General features: G+C 62.7%; 14 protein-coding genes. 7 read left to right on the forward strand and 7 right to left on the reverse strand.

The genetic code is table 11. The features are described from left to right. The first annotated feature begins 107 nt into the window (after nt 1-107). From APH42_RS08560 to APH42_RS08570, 3 genes are read left to right on the forward strand one after another with little or no spacing between them, the layout of a single operon-like run. The gene (locus tag APH42_RS08560) at nt 108-758 is read left to right on the forward strand and encodes an N-acetyltransferase (protein WP_012272521.1); all 651 of its coding nucleotides are present in this window, start codon (nt 108-110) and stop codon (nt 756-758) included. Nucleotides 759-810: 52 nt separating this feature from the next. Then, entirely contained in the window at nt 811-2553 is a 1743-nt protein-coding gene (locus APH42_RS08565; RefSeq protein ID WP_060493137.1) for an autotransporter assembly complex family protein, read from the forward strand. Continuing rightward, entirely contained in the window at nt 2550-6224 is a 3675-nt protein-coding gene (locus tag APH42_RS08570; protein WP_060493138.1) for a translocation/assembly module TamB domain-containing protein, read from the forward strand. The genes APH42_RS08565 and APH42_RS08570 overlap by 4 nt, the downstream gene beginning before the upstream one ends. A gap of 19 nt (nt 6225-6243) precedes the next feature. Here APH42_RS08570 and APH42_RS08575 read toward each other — a convergent pair whose 3' ends face one another. The 4 genes from APH42_RS08575 to APH42_RS08590 all read right to left on the reverse strand — a co-directional run bounded on the left by APH42_RS08575 (nt 6244) and on the right by APH42_RS08590 (nt 8670). Next, complete coding sequence (locus APH42_RS08575; protein ID WP_012272518.1) at nt 6244-6798, reverse strand: DUF2589 domain-containing protein; 555 nt, start codon at nt 6796-6798, stop codon at nt 6244-6246. A gap of 74 nt (nt 6799-6872) precedes the next feature. Continuing rightward, on the reverse strand, nt 6873-7517 hold the full coding sequence (locus APH42_RS08580) for a DUF2589 domain-containing protein (RefSeq protein ID WP_012272517.1): 645 nt from the start codon (nt 7515-7517) through the stop codon (nt 6873-6875). Between the two features lie 64 nt (nt 7518-7581). Further along, the gene (locus APH42_RS08585; protein WP_012272516.1) at nt 7582-7962 is read right to left on the reverse strand and encodes a Mor transcription activator family protein; all 381 of its coding nucleotides are present in this window, start codon (nt 7960-7962) and stop codon (nt 7582-7584) included. Nucleotides 7963-8211: 249 nt separating this feature from the next. After that, complete coding sequence (locus APH42_RS08590) at nt 8212-8670, reverse strand: hypothetical protein (RefSeq protein WP_012272515.1); 459 nt, start codon at nt 8668-8670, stop codon at nt 8212-8214. Nucleotides 8671-8821: 151 nt separating this feature from the next. On the opposite strand from APH42_RS08590, the gene APH42_RS08595 reads away from it, so the two are divergent. After that, the gene (locus APH42_RS08595; protein ID WP_003248064.1) at nt 8822-9010 is read left to right on the forward strand and encodes a hypothetical protein; all 189 of its coding nucleotides are present in this window, start codon (nt 8822-8824) and stop codon (nt 9008-9010) included. 36 nt (nt 9011-9046) lie between these two features. Here the strand turns inward: APH42_RS08595 and APH42_RS08600 are convergent, their stop codons facing one another. Next, nucleotides 9047-9421: a hypothetical protein gene (locus tag APH42_RS08600; RefSeq protein ID WP_012272514.1), complete on the reverse strand. Its 375-nt coding sequence runs from the start codon at nt 9419-9421 to the stop codon at nt 9047-9049. 196 nt (nt 9422-9617) lie between these two features. Between APH42_RS08600 and APH42_RS08605 the strand changes: the two genes are divergently transcribed. Beyond that, nucleotides 9618-11927, forward strand: coding sequence for an acylase (locus tag APH42_RS08605; RefSeq protein WP_060493139.1), 2310 nt, complete (start codon nt 9618-9620; stop codon nt 11925-11927). A gap of 67 nt (nt 11928-11994) precedes the next feature. Here APH42_RS08605 and APH42_RS08610 read toward each other — a convergent pair whose 3' ends face one another. Further along, nucleotides 11995-12717 (reverse strand): UDP-2,3-diacylglucosamine diphosphatase, encoded by a 723-nt coding sequence (locus tag APH42_RS08610; RefSeq protein WP_012272512.1) that lies wholly within the window; start codon nt 12715-12717, stop codon nt 11995-11997. Beyond that, nucleotides 12714-13214, reverse strand: coding sequence for a peptidylprolyl isomerase (locus APH42_RS08615; RefSeq protein WP_060493140.1), 501 nt, complete (start codon nt 13212-13214; stop codon nt 12714-12716). The genes APH42_RS08610 and APH42_RS08615 overlap by 4 nt, the downstream gene beginning before the upstream one ends. Nucleotides 13215-13462: 248 nt before the next feature. Between APH42_RS08615 and APH42_RS08620 the strand changes: the two genes are divergently transcribed. Together APH42_RS08620 and cysS are read left to right on the forward strand one after the other, a co-directional pair. Further along, nucleotides 13463-15166: a glutamine--tRNA ligase/YqeY domain fusion protein gene (locus APH42_RS08620; RefSeq protein ID WP_060493141.1), complete on the forward strand. Its 1704-nt coding sequence runs from the start codon at nt 13463-13465 to the stop codon at nt 15164-15166. A gap of 9 nt (nt 15167-15175) precedes the next feature. Then, nucleotides 15176-16019, forward strand: an 844-nt coding sequence (cysS, locus tag APH42_RS08625) for a cysteine--tRNA ligase (protein WP_082421382.1), incomplete at its 3' end; no start/stop codon positions are given.

Consider the following 16019-nt stretch of genomic DNA (forward strand, 5'->3'; position numbering starts at 1 on the left):
AGCATGGCGGCATGGTCATCCTGCTGCTAACGTGCTCCAGGGGGTGAACGAAGCGCGCAGGGGCACCTCCAAGGCACTGTACGCCCATTCCAGGAGGTCTGCCCGCAATGCCCGAAACCACAGCCGCTCCGGCCCGTGTCTGCTTGCTCGATGATGGTTACAGCCGCGAAGCGCGTTCATTGCTGTACAACGCTTACCGCCATGAGCCTACCTTCGCCTACATCTTCGAGGCCCAGCGCCCCGGTTATGAGCGGCGCTTGCGGGTGATGGTGCGCGAATGGGTGCGCCAGCACTTCTATCTGCAACTACCCGCCATCGGCTTGCTGGTAGAGGATCGCCTGATTGCCCTGGCCCTGATCGTGCCGCCACTGCGCCGCCTGGGCGTGGCCGACAGCTGGGCCTGGCGCCTGCGCATGATGCTGGGTACAGGCCTGCGCTGCACGCGGCGCTACATGGACTACCAGGCCGCGCTGGCCACCTGCCTGCCCACTGACCGGGTGCATGTGCTGCCATTGCTGGGGGTGCACCCGCAATTCCAGGGCAAACACTACGGCGAGCAATTGTTACAAGCTGTGCACGACTGGTGCGCGGAGGACCCAGGCACCCAAGGGGTCGTGCTGGATACCGGTAACGAGCACTACCTGGCTTTTTATCAGCGCCAGGGTTATGAAGAGATAGGCGAGGTAGCTGTAGGACCAATCCGAGAAAGGGTGTTCTTTCATCCTAATCCAATCTCTTCAAATTCCGCTTTTGCCTGAACAGGCCGCCAGGCGGCTCCCTTGAGCGCCTGGCTCTGGTAGCATTCGCCGCATGACGTATTCAGGAAGATTCACCTGGGGCCTGGTTTTCTGGGCCGCCAGTTTCGCAGCGTGGGGCCAGAGCGAGTTGCTGGTGAAGGTAAAACCGGCCAACAAGGCGCTCAAGGCCAATGTCGAAGGCTATATCGGCACCTTGGGTGACCGCGATGAAGAAGCACTTTTACGCTTCAGTCGCGGGGCCGAGGAGCAGGCGCGCAAAGCGGCGCAGGCACTTGGCTACTATCAGGCACAGATCGATACCGAGGTAAAACCCGCCAGCGACGCTGACCATTCCCCGCAACTGATCATCAGCATCAACCCTGGCGAGCCCATTCGCCTGCGCAACGTGACTGTGCGCATCGAGGGCCCGGCCAGCGAAATGAAGGCCTTCCGCGTGCCTGACAGCAAGGCGCTGCGCGCGGGTGAGCAACTCAATCACGGCCTTTATGAGGATGCCAAACGGCTGATCCAGAACCAGGCGTCGCGCTACGGTTTCTTCAGTGGACGTTTCAGCAGCCAGCGCCTGGCTGTGGACCCGCAGGCCGGCGTGGCCGATATCGAACTGGTCTACCAGAGTGGCCCGCGCTATCGCCTGGGCGCTGTCACCTTCGGGGGCGACACGCCGTTGGATGACGATCTCTTGCAGCGTATGGTTTCATTCAAACCGGGCACCCCCTACGACTCGGAACTGGTCGCCGAGCTGAACAATGACCTGCAATCGAGCGGCTATTTCGAAGGTGTGCGCGTAGACGCGGCACCTACTGCCGCCGTAGGTGAAGAAGTCCCGGTGGATGTCCGTCTGGAAACCCGTAAACCACGCACCCTGGGCCTGGGCCTGGGTTTCTCGACTGACGTCGGGCCGCGCGGCAAGGCCAACTGGACCCGCCACTGGGTCAACCCGCAGGGCCACAGCTACGGTTGGGAAACCGAGCTGTCCGCACCACGGCAGAACGTCGGCCTGTGGTACGACATTCCCCTCGACCCGCCGCTGACCGACAAGCTGCGCTTTGCCGGTGGCTACCAGAATGAAGAGCTTGCCGGTACCGACACGCTCAGCAAGCTGTTGACGGTCGGCCCCGAGTGGCACAGCAAGCTGCCCAGTGGCTGGCAGCGGGTGATATCGCTCAAGTACCAGCGCGAGGAGTATCGCCTGGGCGACGACTCCGGGCTGAGCAACTTGCTGATGCCTGGCGTGAGCTATTCCTTCCTGCGCAGCGACAACCGCATCGACCCACACAACGGCTATCGCCTGCAATTCGATGTGCAGGGCGCCAAGGAAGGGCTGGTTTCCGATACCAACCTTCTGCACGGCAACGTATTGCTCAAAGGCCTGACCACGCTGGGCCAAAACCACCGCTTTCTCGGTCGCGTGCAGTTTGGCGGCAGCGCGACCAATGGCTTCAAGAACAGCATTCCGCCTTCGCTGCGCTTCTTCGCCGGTGGCGACCAGAGCGTGCGCGGCTACGACTACCAGACCCTGTCGCCGAAGAACCGCGACGGCGACCGCATTGGCGGGCGCTACCTGGTGGCTGGCAGCGTCGAGTACCAATATTCGCTGACCGAAAAGTGGCGGGTTGCGACGTTCGTCGACCAAGGCAACTCGTTCAACAACCTGGAGCTGCCCAGCCTCAAGACCGGTGTTGGCTTTGGTGTGCGCTGGGTGTCGCCGGTGGGGCCGTTGCGCCTGGACCTGGCCAAAGCGCTGGATGACGAAGGGGGCATTCGCCTGCACTTTTCCATGGGGCCCGAGCTGTGAAACGCGTGATCAAATACATTCTGCTGGGCCTGCTTGGGGTAGTCGCGAGCTTGGGCCTGGCACTGGGCCTGCTGCTGGGGACCGAGGCTGGCAGCCGCTGGGCACTGGGCAAGGTGCCCGGGCTCGAAGTGGCCGATTTCCAAGGGCGCCTTGCGGGCAGTTGGCAAGCTAGCCAGCTGATCTGGGCCGACGCCGGCAGCAAGGTAGAGGTACAGGCGCCGATGCTGGCTTGGTCGCCTGCTTGCTTGCTACGCGCCAGGTTGTGCATCGACCGGTTGCAGGCCGAACGCATCGACATGGCCTTTGCGCCAAGCCCCGAACCCACCGACAACGCACCGCTGCAATTGCCGACCCTGCGCTTGCCACTGGCTATCGAGCTGGGCGAGGTCAAGGTTGGTCAGCTGCGCCTGGATGGCAGCGAACTGCTTGGCGACTTGCAGCTCGCGGCGCACTGGACCAACAGCGGGATGCGCATCGACAGCCTGCGGCTGCAGCGCGACGACCTGAATTTGAACCTGCAAGGCGACCTGCAGCCCGAAGGTGACTGGCCGCTGCAACTGCAGGCGCAACTGCAGTTGCCTGCGGTAGAGGGCAAGCCTTGGCAGCTGGCACTGACTGCCAGCGGTGAATTGCAAAAAAACCTGAAACTGGCTGGCACCAGCAGTGGTTACCTCGATGCCACGCTGAGCGGCCAATTGCAGGCATTGGCCGAACACCTGCCAGCTACCTTGCAGATCCGCTCCGAGGCATTCAAGCCGGCTGGCACGTTGCCCGACACTTTGCAGCTGAACCAGCTGAAGCTCGACGCCCAGGGTGATTTGCTCAAGGGCTATCACCTGTCGGGCACGGCCAGCCTGCCCGCCGAACAATCGCCGATCGCCCTGGCCTTGTCCGGGTTGGTGGACAGTAAAGGCGCCAGGCTCGATGCCTTGGACCTGACCGCCAACGACAACCAACGGGTCAAGTTGCAAGCGACGGCTGACTGGCAGCAAGGCCTGAGCGCCGATGCGAAGCTGGACTGGCAGGATTTCCCGTGGTTGCGCCTGTACCCCTTGGAGACTCCGCCTGAGGTCACCCTCAAGCGCTTCAATACCCAGGTGCATTATCGCGATGGCAATTACCAGGGCACCTTCAAGGGTGAGCTGGACGGCCCGGCGGGGGCGTTCAGCCTGGCCAGCCCGTTCGAAGGCGACCTGAGCCAGGTGAAACTGCCACAGTTGGCGCTGACTGCCGGCCAGGGCAAGGCCGCCGGCAGTGTCGCCGTGCGTTTTGCCAACACGCTGGCCTGGGATGTCGACTTGCAGCTTTCCGCGCTCGATCCGGCCTATTGGCTGGCCGAGCTACCGGGCACCCTGGCGGGGCCACTGCGCAGCAAAGGCGAGCTTAAAGGCGAGGCGCTTACCCTCGATGCCCAGCTCGACCTTAAAGGCCGCCTGCGTGGCCAGCCAGCCGTACTCAAGGCCGAAGCCCAGGGGGCAGGGCAAAACTGGACCCTGGGCGCACTGGCTATCCAGCTGGGTGACAATCGCATCAACGGCAGTGGCAGCCTGCAACAACGGCTGGCCGGGCGAATCGACCTCGACTTGCCGCGCCTGGGCCAGTTGTGGCCGAGGCTGCAAGGGCAGGTCAAGGGGCGGCTGGATGTCGCCGGGACGCTGCAGGCTCCGCAAGGTACCCTGACCTTGCAAGGTCAGCGCTTGGCCCAGGCCGAAAACCGCCTGCAGCAGCTGGACCTGGAGGCGCGCCTGGACAACGCTCAACGCGGCGTTGTCGAGCTCAAGGCCACAGGTATTCACCTGGGTGACACGGCCTTGGGCACGCTGCAGGCCAACGGCAAAGGCGACATTCGCCAACAGGCCGTGACTCTGGCGTTGGACGGCCCGCAACTCAAGCTCGACCTTGGCCTGGATGGCCAGTTGAACAAGGGTGACTGGCGTGGTCGTCTGGCCAGCGGGCGGATTCAGGCCGGCGGCCAGGATTGGCAGTTGCAGGCCCCGGCACGCGTGCAGCGGCTGGCCAGCGGTCAGCTGGACTTCGGGGCCCACTGCTGGCGCTCCGGGCAGGCCAGCCTGTGTGGCGAGGACCAGCGCCTGGCCCCCGAGCCCCGCCTGCGCTACCACCTCAAGCAGTTCCCACTGGACAGCCTGGCCCAGTGGCTGCCGAAGGACTTTGCCTGGCAAGGCCTGCTCAATGCCGATATCAACCTGGACATCCCGGCCAGCGGCCCCAAGGGTACTGTCGTTGTCGATGCCAGTGGCGGCACCCTGCGGGTACGCGACAAGGGCCGCTGGATCGACTTCCCGTATCAGGCCCTGCGCCTGGACAGCACGCTGGCACCGCGACGCATCGATACGCGCCTGGCGTTTCGCGGTGAGCGTCTGGGGGAACTGAGCGTCAACGCCCGGCTCGATCCGCTAGGCAAGAACAAGCCATTGTCGGGTGATTTCCGCCTGGCCGGGCTAGACCTGTCGGTGGCCCGTCCGTTTGTGCCGATGGTCGAACGCCTGGCCGGGCAGCTCAATGGCAGTGGCCGGCTTTCAGGTACTTTGCTGGCGCCGCAGGTCAACGGTAACCTGATGCTCAGCGGTGGTGAAGTCAGTGGTGCAGAGCTGCCGGCCAGCCTGCAGGACCTGTCACTGCAGGCACTGATCAGCGGTGAGCAGGTGCAGCTCAACGGCAATTGGCGCAGTGGCGAGGCTGGGCGTGGGCAGTTGAGCGGCAACCTCACCTGGGGCCAGGCGCTGGGCATGGACGTGCGTTTGCAAGGCCAGCAACTGCCGGTCACGGTCGAGCCCTATGCCGCACTGGAGGTGGCCCCAGACCTTACCTTGCGCCTGATCGACGACAAGCTGGCGGTGACCGGCAAGGTACAGGTGCCCAAGGGCAAGATCACCGTTCGCGAGCTGCCGCCGTCCACCGTCAAGGTGTCGGATGACACGGTAATCGTCGGTCACCAGACCGAAGAGGGCAAACCGCCCATGGCGATGGCCATGGACATCGACGTCGAAGTGGGCCAGGACAAGCTGTCGTTCAGCGGCTTTGGCCTTACCGCCAACCTGCTTGGCCATGTGCACATTGGTGATAACCTCGACACCCGTGGCGAGCTGAGCCTGGCAGACGGCCGCTACCGTGCCTACGGTCAACGCTTGACCATCCGCCGAGCGCGGCTGCTGTTCGCCGGCCCAATCGACCAGCCGTACCTGGACATCGAAGCAATCCGCAAGGTTGACGATGTGATTGCTGGTATCCGCCTGAGCGGCAGCGCCGAACAGCCCACCACGAAGGTGTTCTCGGAGCCGGCCATGAGCCAGGAGCAGGCGCTGTCGTACCTGGTACTGGGGCGGCCATTGGGCACCTCCGGCGAAGACAACAACATGCTCGCCGAGGCGGCCTTGGGCTTGGGGCTGGCCGGCAGTGCCGGCATTACCGGCAGCCTGGCGTCGAGCCTGGGCATCGACGACTTCCAGTTGGATACCGAAGGGTCGGGCAACAGCACCAGCGTGGTCGCCAGCGGCAACCTGACTGAAAAGCTGAGCCTGCGTTACGGGGTAGGGGTGTTCGAACCCGCCAACACCATCGCCTTGCGTTACAAGTTGAGCAAGAAGGTCTACCTTGAAGCCGCCAGCGGGCTGGCGAGTTCACTGGATATCTTCTACAAACGCGACTTCTAAGCCTGCGCCGGGGCGGTCGTCAACGGACGATGGCCGCCTCGATGAACTCATTGGTGTCGGTTGGGGGCGGCGATTGGGTAGCGCGTACCGGGACGATCAGGCTGGTGTATTCCTCGATCAACCGGTTCAGCGCCTCCGGCGGCTCACTCGCCTGGAACTGCATGCGGATCTGCACTTCGTCTGGGTCCCGGCTTTCACCCTGACGGCCCTGGCCGCCGATGGTCACCTTGAAGCTGGCGGCCTTGCTCTCGGCTGCCGTCAGCAGCGCCTGTTGCGCTTCAGTACCTTTGACCCTTACAGACAAATCGACCTGCATGCGCTCCAGGGCCAGGCCCTTGGGTGATACCAGGGCGAACAATGGAACGCGCATGATGTGCTGGCCGTCCATCGCCACCTCGACCATCTTGGCCTTCATAGGGGCGCCCAACGCCTCGGTGTCGCATTCGAAGAACTGGTCGAAGAGGTTGATGTACTGCTGGGCGATCAAACTGTTGGTGGCGCTGGCGGCCTCTTGCAGGCCACGGGTGATCTCGCGCAGGTCGATGGAGGTCATGGGGGCAGGGGGCTTTTGCAACGATCCGACTCCTCAAGCCAGGTTATGCCCCTCTCATTGCGGGAAGAGGGGCTCGAGGGTGAAGTGCAAGGGTCTTAAGGGGTCGGTAGTTTTTCAGGCTCAGGCCCTTTCAAGGTATCGGCCTGGGAAATTTCGTCCGGGCTTTCCAGCGCGGCCGTTCTGACAACGGTTGGCTTGGTCGCGGCGTCAGTCAGAAACTCGATTACCCTCATCATCGCTTCGGGCGGTTCCTGGCGTTTCAAGGTCGTGTTGAAGGCATAGCGGGCGCGGGTATCTGTCTTGCGGGTTTGCGTGGACTTGTGGCTCACGCTGCCTTTCACGTTCAGCTTGAACGGCCCCCAGCCCAGGGAGGCGGTCGTTTCTGCATTCATGTCCTTGCTGGATACATCTTCGGACATCTGGCTGATGACCAGCTCGAACTCGACATTACCCTCTTCAATGGAAATGTTCGGGTGGGTAATGGCCGCCAGCAGCGGCACTTTCATGGTCTTGCTGACCACACCCTTGTATTCGCCTTGTTCGTCGACGATGGTTTCGTCGTAGTCGAACTGGATGGCGACGGCCTTGCCATCCTGGACGCACACCTGCATCAGAAAGTCGGCGTACGATTTACTGGCAGTCACCTGCGCCTGGACCATGGCCTGCAAGGGGCCAGCAATCAGGCGGTCCATCGGCAGGGCGTTGATGACGGAGCCAATCAGGCTGTTATCTATCGACATATAAGGAAACTCATCTTCTGGTGGGTTGAGGCAACCGCATAAGGGCTGCTACGGTGCTTGGGTATCAGCGAGTGCAAGGCTCCTGGCGCCGGATGTTGCCGATCTGGCGCAGGCTCAGGCCGTACTTGTTCGCCAGCAGGCTGCGTGACAAGCCGTTGGCGCTTTCCTTCTGGATCTGCTGGTTGCGCAGTTGGCGCAGAAAGTGGTCAGCCTTGGGAATTTCCAGTGCGACCCCGGCAAAGCGCTTGATCAGTGCGTCTAACGCTTCGGCTGGCAGCACGTCGGCGAGCTTGGTGCGCTCGCGGTGCTTGGGAATGTATTTGGGCCTGCCGCCGTAGGCGCAGGTGAGCTGGTAGGCGTTTTCGATACCGATACACTCGATCAAGGCCTGCAACGAGTGGGGCAGTTGGCTGATATCGATCTGGCTCAAATCTGGCAGTTGCATATGGCGCTCCTTCGGGATGGGTGGATGTGCGACCCGATCACCCACGGCGTTATGTCGAAGGTGTGAGCAAATTCTGTGCGACAGCCAAGGCGCGTCGCTAGGCGACATAGGGGCTGGGGGTTGTAGCTTCGGTGAGTAGGTTTTGCAGGCAACGATATCTGGCGGTGTAGGAAATCGCGTTGACTTCCGGCTGTACCGTAAGGCGACCCATCTGGTTACTCCCATTGATGCGAATGGGTCAGGCAACCATCAGTCGCACGGATAGCTGCTCAGCAAGCTGGCGCTAGCCAGGTAGGCGTGAGGGGTGGCGCGCATGCCTTGGGGCAATGTGCGCCAATCGACCAACAGGCAAAGCGCATGCAACGGCTGCCCGTTGCGCTGGCCAATGGCCGGGCCGGCAAAGCTGCGGCGGTACAGTGCCTGTGTCTGGCGCAGTGCCTGTACCTGGTCGGCCTGGGCCAGGGTTTGCCGAGCCAGGTCGGGTAACCGGGCCGCAGGCACGCTGAAATGTACCGGCGCAGCACCAGCCTGCAGGTAGCCGGCCTGGCGGACACGTTGCCACAATTGTTGCCATTGGCTGGCACCGGCATGGGTAGCCAACTGGTGGCCCAGTTCGAGCAGGTGTTCGTCAGGCGTCTGCTGGGTGTCCAGCGCATGAAGGGAGAGGGGGGACAGAAACAGCGATGCGAACAGCAACGTTTTGTACATGGTGCCTCCGGCATGGGTGCTTGGAACTCCCATGCTTTCAGGCCCGCGCTGCCCCACCCAGCAGGAAATACAGCGCTGTGGGCAGTGACCGTTGTATCATTGCCGCCGCTCGTTGCGAGCCATTTGCCCCTGATGTTGCAAGGAACCTTCGATGACACACGTGCAGCGCCTCAAATATTCACTTTTGATCATCCTGGTGGTACTGGGCCTGATGCTGGGCCTGTCCCATCTGCAGAAGCAGGGCACAATCAGTGAACAGACCTTCCAGATGCTGGCCATCGCCATTGCCGTGGTGGTCGTGGTGATCAACGGCATTCTGCGGCGCAAGGTCAAGCCCTGATCTGCGCGGGCCGGCCAGGCATGGCCGGCCATGCGCTCAGCGCGAGAGTGTTTGCTCCAGTACGGCACGCGCCTGGGGGTTGAGGCTGTAACATTTGTCGCTACCCAGCTGGATGACGCCTTCGGTGCACAGGCGCTTGAGTACTTCGCGCACACTGAGGAACGACAACGGGATATCCAGTTGTTCCAGTTGTGCATGCACACCGCGCACGCCAATACTGCGGCCATTGCGGTCGGCGGCGTGCAAAGCGTCGATCACCTTGAGGCGGATCAGGCTGGTGCGCAGGCCGAAGGTGCGCAGCAGCTCGCGGATCTGTTCATTGCCGATGCGTTCTTCAGAAAAAGCGTCCTGTCCATTGGGCGCTTTGCCTGGGACGCGCCCGGCCTGGATCGAGGGTTGCGGGTTGTACATGTGAATGCTCCTTTTCGTGGACGAACCCGAAATGTGGTTGCCTCACTTACTAGGACGAATGAGAACGCAAAAACTGCAACCCACTCGTAAAAAAAATGCCTGCTCCTCATCAAGACGTTCCATCGCCTTGTAATACGTAAAATTTTCATCTGGCCATTCGTCTGATCGGGATGACCCCCGAATCCGAGGAGTGCCCGTGTTTCCACTTTCCCGTCCCATGACGTGCGCCGGCCTGGCCGCTGCCCTGGTGGCCTTCAGTATCGGCGTACAGGCGCAGCCCGCCGTAGCCGATACCAGTGCCCAGATCCGTCGCACCAGTTTTGGCGTGCCGCATATCGTGGCCAAGGATGAGCGCGGCCTGGGCTATGGCGTTGGCTATGCCTATGCCCAGGACAACCTGTGCCTGCTGGCCAATGAAGTGCTGACCGTGAGCGGTGAGCGATCGCGCTTTTTCGGCGCCAAGGGCAAGACCCTGGAGCAGCGTGACAACCTGGCCAGCGACCTGTTTTTCACCTGGCTCAACAGCCCGGCGGCGGTCGATGCGTTCCTGCAGGCACAGCCAGCGCCGGTACAGGCACTGCTGGCGGGTTATGCCAGCGGCTACAACCGGGCATTGGCCGAGCGCCGTGGCCAAGGGCTGCCCGCCGAATGCGGCGAGGGTGAGTGGGTGCGGCCTATCAGCAGCCAGGACCTGGTCAAACTGACCCGCCGGTTGCTGGCCGAGGGCGGTGTCGGGCAGTTCGTCGAGGCGCTGGCGGGGGCACACCCTCCAGCACTGACCCGCCAGGCATCCTCAGCGGGTTTTGCCGCTGCGCTGGCCCGGCAGGAGCGGTTCGCCTCGGAGCGTGGCAGCAATGCTGTGGCAGTAGGTGCGCAGCGTTCGGCCAATGGCCGCGGCCTGTTGCTGGCCAACCCCCACTTCCCGTGGATGGGCGGCATGCGCTTTTACCAGATGCAACTGACCATTCCTGGCCAGCTCGACGTGATGGGCGCAGCATTGCCGGGCCTGCCGATGATCAACATCGGTTTCAACCAGCACCTGGCGTGGACGCACACCGTCGACACCTCTAAGCACTTCACCCTCTACCGCCTGCAGCTCGACCCCAAGGACCCGACGCGCTACTTGCTCGATGGTAGGTCGCTACCGCTGGCCCGGCAAACCATCCGTGTGGCGGTCAAGGCCGAGGATGGCAGCCTGAGCCAGGTAGCGCGGCAGGTCTACAGCTCGCAGTTCGGCCCGGTGGTGCAATGGCCAGGTCGCCTGGACTGGGATGTGCATGCGGCCTACAGCTTGCGTGACGCCAACCTTGAGAACACACGTGTATTGCAGCAGTGGTACCAGATCAACCGTGCCGACAGCCTCGCGGCATTGAAGGGTTCGGTCGAGCAGTTGCAAGGCATCCCTTGGGTCAACACGCTGGCCGTGGACCGGGGTGGGCGGGCTTTGTACCTGAACCAGTCGGTCGTGCCCTATGTCGACCAGCAACTGCTGGATACCTGCAGCAACCCGCAGGCGCAAGGGCGCGTGGTGGTGCTGGATGGTTCGCGTAGCGCCTGCCAGTGGAAGGTGGACGCGCAGGCGGCGCAACCGGGCATTTTCCCGGCCCGCTTGCTGCCGAGCCTCGAGCGTGAAGACTTCGTGCAAAACTCCAACGACCCGGCCTGGATGGCGAACCCTGCACAGCCGCTGACCGGCTACTCGCCCTTGGTCAGCCGCAATGACCAGCCGCTGGGCATGCGTGGCCGTTTTGCCCTGCAGCGTTTGCAAGGCACCGCCCGGTTGGGTGTGGATGAGCTGCAGCGCATGGTCACCGATGACGAGGTCTACCTGGCCAGCCTGGTGCTGCCGGACCTGCTGCAATGGTGCAAGGGTGCCAGCGCGGATGTGCAGGCCGTGTGCAGCAGCCTGGCTGCCTGGAACGGCAAGGCCGACCTGGACAGTGGCATTGGCCTGGTGCATTTCCAGAATCTGTTCACTGCCTTGGCCGAGCACCCGGAAAGCTGGCGGGTGGCGTTCGACCCGGCCGACCCGCAGCACACCCCGCGCGGCCTTGCGGTCGAGCAAGCCGCGGTGCGTAAGCTGGTACACGATGCAGCACTGGCGTCGATCAAGCAGGTAAGTGAGAGTGGCGTGGCCGGGGAGGCGCGTTGGGGGCAGGTGCAGCAGGCGCTTGATGGCACGCCGGTACCGGGTGGCCCGCAGGCGCTGGGGGTGTACAACGCGATTTACAGCGTGCCGCACGGGCACGGCAAGCGGCTGGTGGTCAGTGGTACCAGCTACCTGCAACTGGTCAGCTTCACCGACAAAGGGCCAGAGGCGCGTGGGCTGCTGGCGTTCTCGCAGTCCAGCGAGGCCGCTTCGGCGCACGCCAGTGACCAGACCAAGGCCTTCGCGGCCAAGCAACTGGCGCTGATACCGTTTACCGAGGCACAGATCAAGGCGGACCCTGAGTACCGGGAATTGGTGATCAGTGAGCGGGACAAGGGGGCAATGGCGCAGCAGTAAGGCATGCTGGCCACTTCGCGGGTCACCCCCGAAGTGGCCAGTGCTGGCAACCCGCCTGGTGTCGGGGTCAGGAAAACTCGAACGGCGCCAGCTGGAACCCTTGCTCGTCAACCTGCAGGGCCCAACCCCGGCGGTCCCAGTCGCCCAGCACGATGCGCCGTGCTGGCTGCCCATCGACCATCAGCTTGTGGATCGCCGGGCGGTGGGTATGGCCATGCACCAGCGTGCGCACGCCATGCGCCGCCATCACCTTCGGTACTTCCTCCGGCGTGACGTCGACAATTTCGGTGGATTTCATCCGCGTTTGCGTGCGGCTTTCGCTGCGCAGCTTGCGCGCCAGTTTGTAGCGGGACGACAACGGCAGGTGGCGCAAAATCCACAAGCTCAGCGGGTTGCGCAGCAAACGGCGCATTTTCATGTAACCCAGGTCGCGGGTGCACAAAGTGTCGCCATGCATCAGCAGCACCTGTTCACCGCCCAGCTCGATCACGCTGGGGTCGCTCAGTAGCGTGCAGCCTGCGGCGTCGCAGAAGGCCTGGCCAATCAGGAAATCACGGTTGCCGTGCATCAGGTAGATGGCCGTGCCGCTGTCGCTCAGCCGGCGCATCGCCTGGCAGATCGACTGCTGGAAGGGCGTCATGGCATCGTCACCGATCCACGCTTCGAAAAAGTCGCCAAGAATGTACAGCGCCTTGGCGTGGCGGGCACGGCCATCGAGCAGATCAAGAAACGCCCGGGAAATATCCGGGCGTTCTTCTTGCAGATGCAGATCGGAGATCAGCAGTATCACTCAATGATCTCGGCTTTCTCGATGATCACGTCGTCTTTCGGTACGTCCTGGTGGCCCGCTTTGGAGCCGGTGGCGACTTTTTCGATAGCGTCGACAATTTCACGGCCTTCGATCACTTCGCCGAACACGGCGTAGCCCCAGCCCTGCACGTTCTTGCCGCTGTGGTTGAGGAAGTCGTTGTCGGAGGCGTTGATGAAGAACTGCGCCGAGGCGGAGTGCGGCTCCATGGTGCGGGCCATGGCGATGCTGTACTTCTTGTTCTTCAGGCCGTTGTCGGCTTCGTTCTGGATGCTGGCGCGGGTTTTCTTCTGGCTCATGCCGGCCTCGAAGCCGCCGCCCTGGATCATGAAGCCCTTGATGACACGGTGGAATACGGTGCCATCGTAGTGGCCGTCCTTGACGTACTGAACGAAGTTTTCGGTAGTCAGAGGCGCTTTCTCGGCGTCCAGCTGCAGGACGATGTCGCCGTGGTTGGTGCTCAGTTTGACTTTGGACATGCTGAAACTCGCTCTTTCAAGGCAATCAGAAATTAGGGTGCGCAGTGCGCGGGTTATCACCTGACGCAGGATCAGGCGAACTCGACACATGGCGCGCACTGGCCATTTTGCCAGGCTGCGGCAAAAAGCCGTGATAAATCACATCAGTTTGTTTGGGCCCGACTGTCAGCAGCTTGACTGCTTCGGCTATGATAGGCCCTTTGATTCAATCGGCCTACCCAGGCTGGACACACGCATTCAAGGATCCTATGAGCAAGCCCACTGCCGACAACGCGCCCAACGCCGCTGCCAAAGGCGCCCCCGCTGTCCCTGCGAACTTCCTGCGGCCGATCATCCAGGCCGACCTGGACTCGGGCAAGCACAGCAGCATCGTCACCCGTTTCCCGCCGGAGCCCAATGGTTATCTGCACATCGGCCACGCCAAGTCGATCTGCGTCAACTTTGGCCTGGCAAAGGAATTCGGCGGCGTCTGCCACCTGCGTTTCGACGATACCAACCCGGCCAAGGAAGACCAGGAGTACATCGACGCCATCCAGAATGATGTCAAGTGGCTGGGTTTCGACTGGGCCGGCGACGTGCGTTATGCCTCCGACTACTTTGACCAGTTGCACGACTGGGCGGTCGAGCTGATCAAGCAGGGCAAGGCCTACGTCTGCGACCTGACCCCTGAGCAAGCCAAGGAATACCGCGGCAACCTCAAGGAGCCGGGCAAGAACAGCCCGTTCCGCGAGCGCAGCGTGGAAGAAAACCTCGACCTGTTCGCCCGCATGAAGGCCGGCGAGTTCAAGGACGGCGAGCGCGTGCTGCGGGCCAAGATCGACATGGCCTCGCCGAACATGAACCTGCGTGACCCGATCCTGTACCGCATCCGCCATGCCCACCATCACCAGACTGGTGACAAATGGTGCATCTACCCCAACTACGACTTTACCCACGGCCAGTCGGACGCCATCGAGGGCATTACCCACTCGATCTGCACCCTGGAATTCGAAGGGCATCGTCCGCTGTACGACTGGTTCCTCGACAACCTGCCGGTGCCGGCACATCCGCGCCAGTACGAGTTCAGCCGCCTGAACCTGAACTACACCATCACCTCCAAGCGCAAGCTCAAGCAGTTGGTGGACGAGAAACACGTCGACGCCTGGGACGACCCACGCATGTCGACCCTGTCGGGCTTCCGTCGCCGTGGCTACACCCCGGCCTCGATCCGCAATTTCTGCGAAATGATCGGCACCAACCGTTCCGACGGCGTGGTCGACATGTCGATGCTGGAGTTCAGCATCCGTGACGACCTGGACCGCACCGCACCGCGCGCCATGTGCGTGCTGCGCCCGCTGAAAGTGGTCATCACCAACTACCCCGAAGGCCAGGTCGAGCAGCTTGAGCTGCCACGTCACCCGAAGGAAGACATGGGTGTGCGCGTGCTGCCGTTCTCCCGCGAGCTGTACATTGACCGCGACGACTTCATGGAAGAGCCGCCGAAGGGCTACAAGCGCCTGGAACCGGCTGGTGAAGTGCGCCTGCGTGGCAGCTACGTGATCCGCGCCGACGAAGCCATCAAGGATGCCGACGGCAACATCGTCGAGCTGCGTTGCTCGTACGACCCGGACACCCTGGGCAAGAACCCTGAAGGCCGCAAGGTCAAAGGCGTGATCCACTGGGTGCCGGCCGAGGGCAGCGTCGAGTGCGAAGTGCGCCTGTACGACCGCCTGTTCCGCTCGCCGAACCCGGAAAAGACCGAGGAGGGCGGCAGCTTCCTGGACAACATCAACCCTGGTTCGCTGCAAGTGCTCAGCGGTTGCCGTGCCGAGCCGTCGCTGGCGCAGGCGCAGCCCGAGGACCGCTTCCAGTTCGAGCGCGAAGGCTACTTCTGCGCCGACCTGAAAGACAGCCAGCCGGGCCGCCCGGTGTTCAACCGCACTGTCACCCTGCGTGACTCCTGGGGCAGCTGAGGAACCACCGTGCTTACCATTTACAACACCCTGAGCAAAGCGAAGGAAACCTTCAAGCCGCTGGATGGCAACAAGGTGCGCATGTACGTGTGCGGCATGACCGTGTACGACTACTGCCACCTGGGCCATGGTCGCAGCATGGTGGCCTTCGACCTGGTCACCCGCTGGCTGCGCAAGAGCGGCTATGACCTGACCTACGTGCGCAACATCACCGACATCGATGACAAGATCATCAATCGGGCCAACGAGAACGGCGAAACCTTCGACGCGCTCACCGCCCGCATGATCGACGCGATGCACGAAGACGAGCGTCGCCTGAACATCCTGCCGCCGGACCAGGAGCCGCGTGCCACCGACCATATCGCCGGCATGCACGCGATGATCCAGACCCTGATCGACAAGGGTTACGCCTACGCCCCGGGCAATGGCGACGTGTACTACCGCGTCGGCAAGTTCGTCGGCTATGGCAAGCTGTCGCGCAAGAAAATCGAAGACCTGCGCATCGGCGCACGCATCGAGGTCGACGAAGCCAAGCAGGACCCGCTGGACTTCGTGCTGTGGAAAGGCGTCAAGCCGGGCGAGCCGAGCTGGGAGTCGCCATGGGGCCCAGGTCGTCCGGGCTGGCACATCGAGTGCTCGGTGATGTCCACCTGCTGCCTGGGTGAGAGCTTCGACATTCACGGTGGCGGCAGCGACTTGGAGTTCCCGCACCACGAGAACGAGATTGCCCAGAGCGAGGCGGCCACTGGCAAGCAGTACGCCAACGCCTGGATGCACTGCGGCATGATCCGTATCAATGGCGAGAAGATGTCCAAGTCGTTGAACAACTTCTTCACCATCCGTGACGTGCTCG

Origin of the sequence: Pseudomonas sp. NBRC 111140 (genome assembly GCF_001320885.1) — a bacterium.
GTDB lineage: Bacteria > Pseudomonadota > Gammaproteobacteria > Pseudomonadales > Pseudomonadaceae > Aquipseudomonas > Aquipseudomonas putida_P.

What these genes read in the sequence shown, in the direction of transcription:
- APH42_RS08590 (WP_012272515.1), bottom strand. Translation starts at nt 8,670, where the DNA reads ATGTACAAAACGTTGCTGTTCGCATCGCTGTTTCTGTCCCCCCTCTCC.
- APH42_RS08560 (WP_012272521.1), top strand. Translation starts at nt 108, where the DNA reads ATGCCCGAAACCACAGCCGCTCCGGCCCGTGTCTGCTTGCTCGATGAT.
- APH42_RS08615 (WP_060493140.1), bottom strand. Translation starts at nt 13,214, where the DNA reads ATGTCCAAAGTCAAACTGAGCACCAACCACGGCGACATCGTCCTGCAG.
- APH42_RS08580 (WP_012272517.1), bottom strand. Translation starts at nt 7,517, where the DNA reads ATGTCGATAGATAACAGCCTGATTGGCTCCGTCATCAACGCCCTGCCG.
- APH42_RS08600 (WP_012272514.1), bottom strand. Translation starts at nt 9,421, where the DNA reads ATGTACAACCCGCAACCCTCGATCCAGGCCGGGCGCGTCCCAGGCAAA.
- APH42_RS08585 (WP_012272516.1), bottom strand. Translation starts at nt 7,962, where the DNA reads ATGCAACTGCCAGATTTGAGCCAGATCGATATCAGCCAACTGCCCCAC.
- APH42_RS08595 (WP_003248064.1), top strand. Translation starts at nt 8,822, where the DNA reads ATGACACACGTGCAGCGCCTCAAATATTCACTTTTGATCATCCTGGTG.
- APH42_RS08565 (WP_060493137.1), top strand. Translation starts at nt 811, where the DNA reads ATGACGTATTCAGGAAGATTCACCTGGGGCCTGGTTTTCTGGGCCGCC.
- APH42_RS08620 (WP_060493141.1), top strand. Translation starts at nt 13,463, where the DNA reads ATGAGCAAGCCCACTGCCGACAACGCGCCCAACGCCGCTGCCAAAGGC.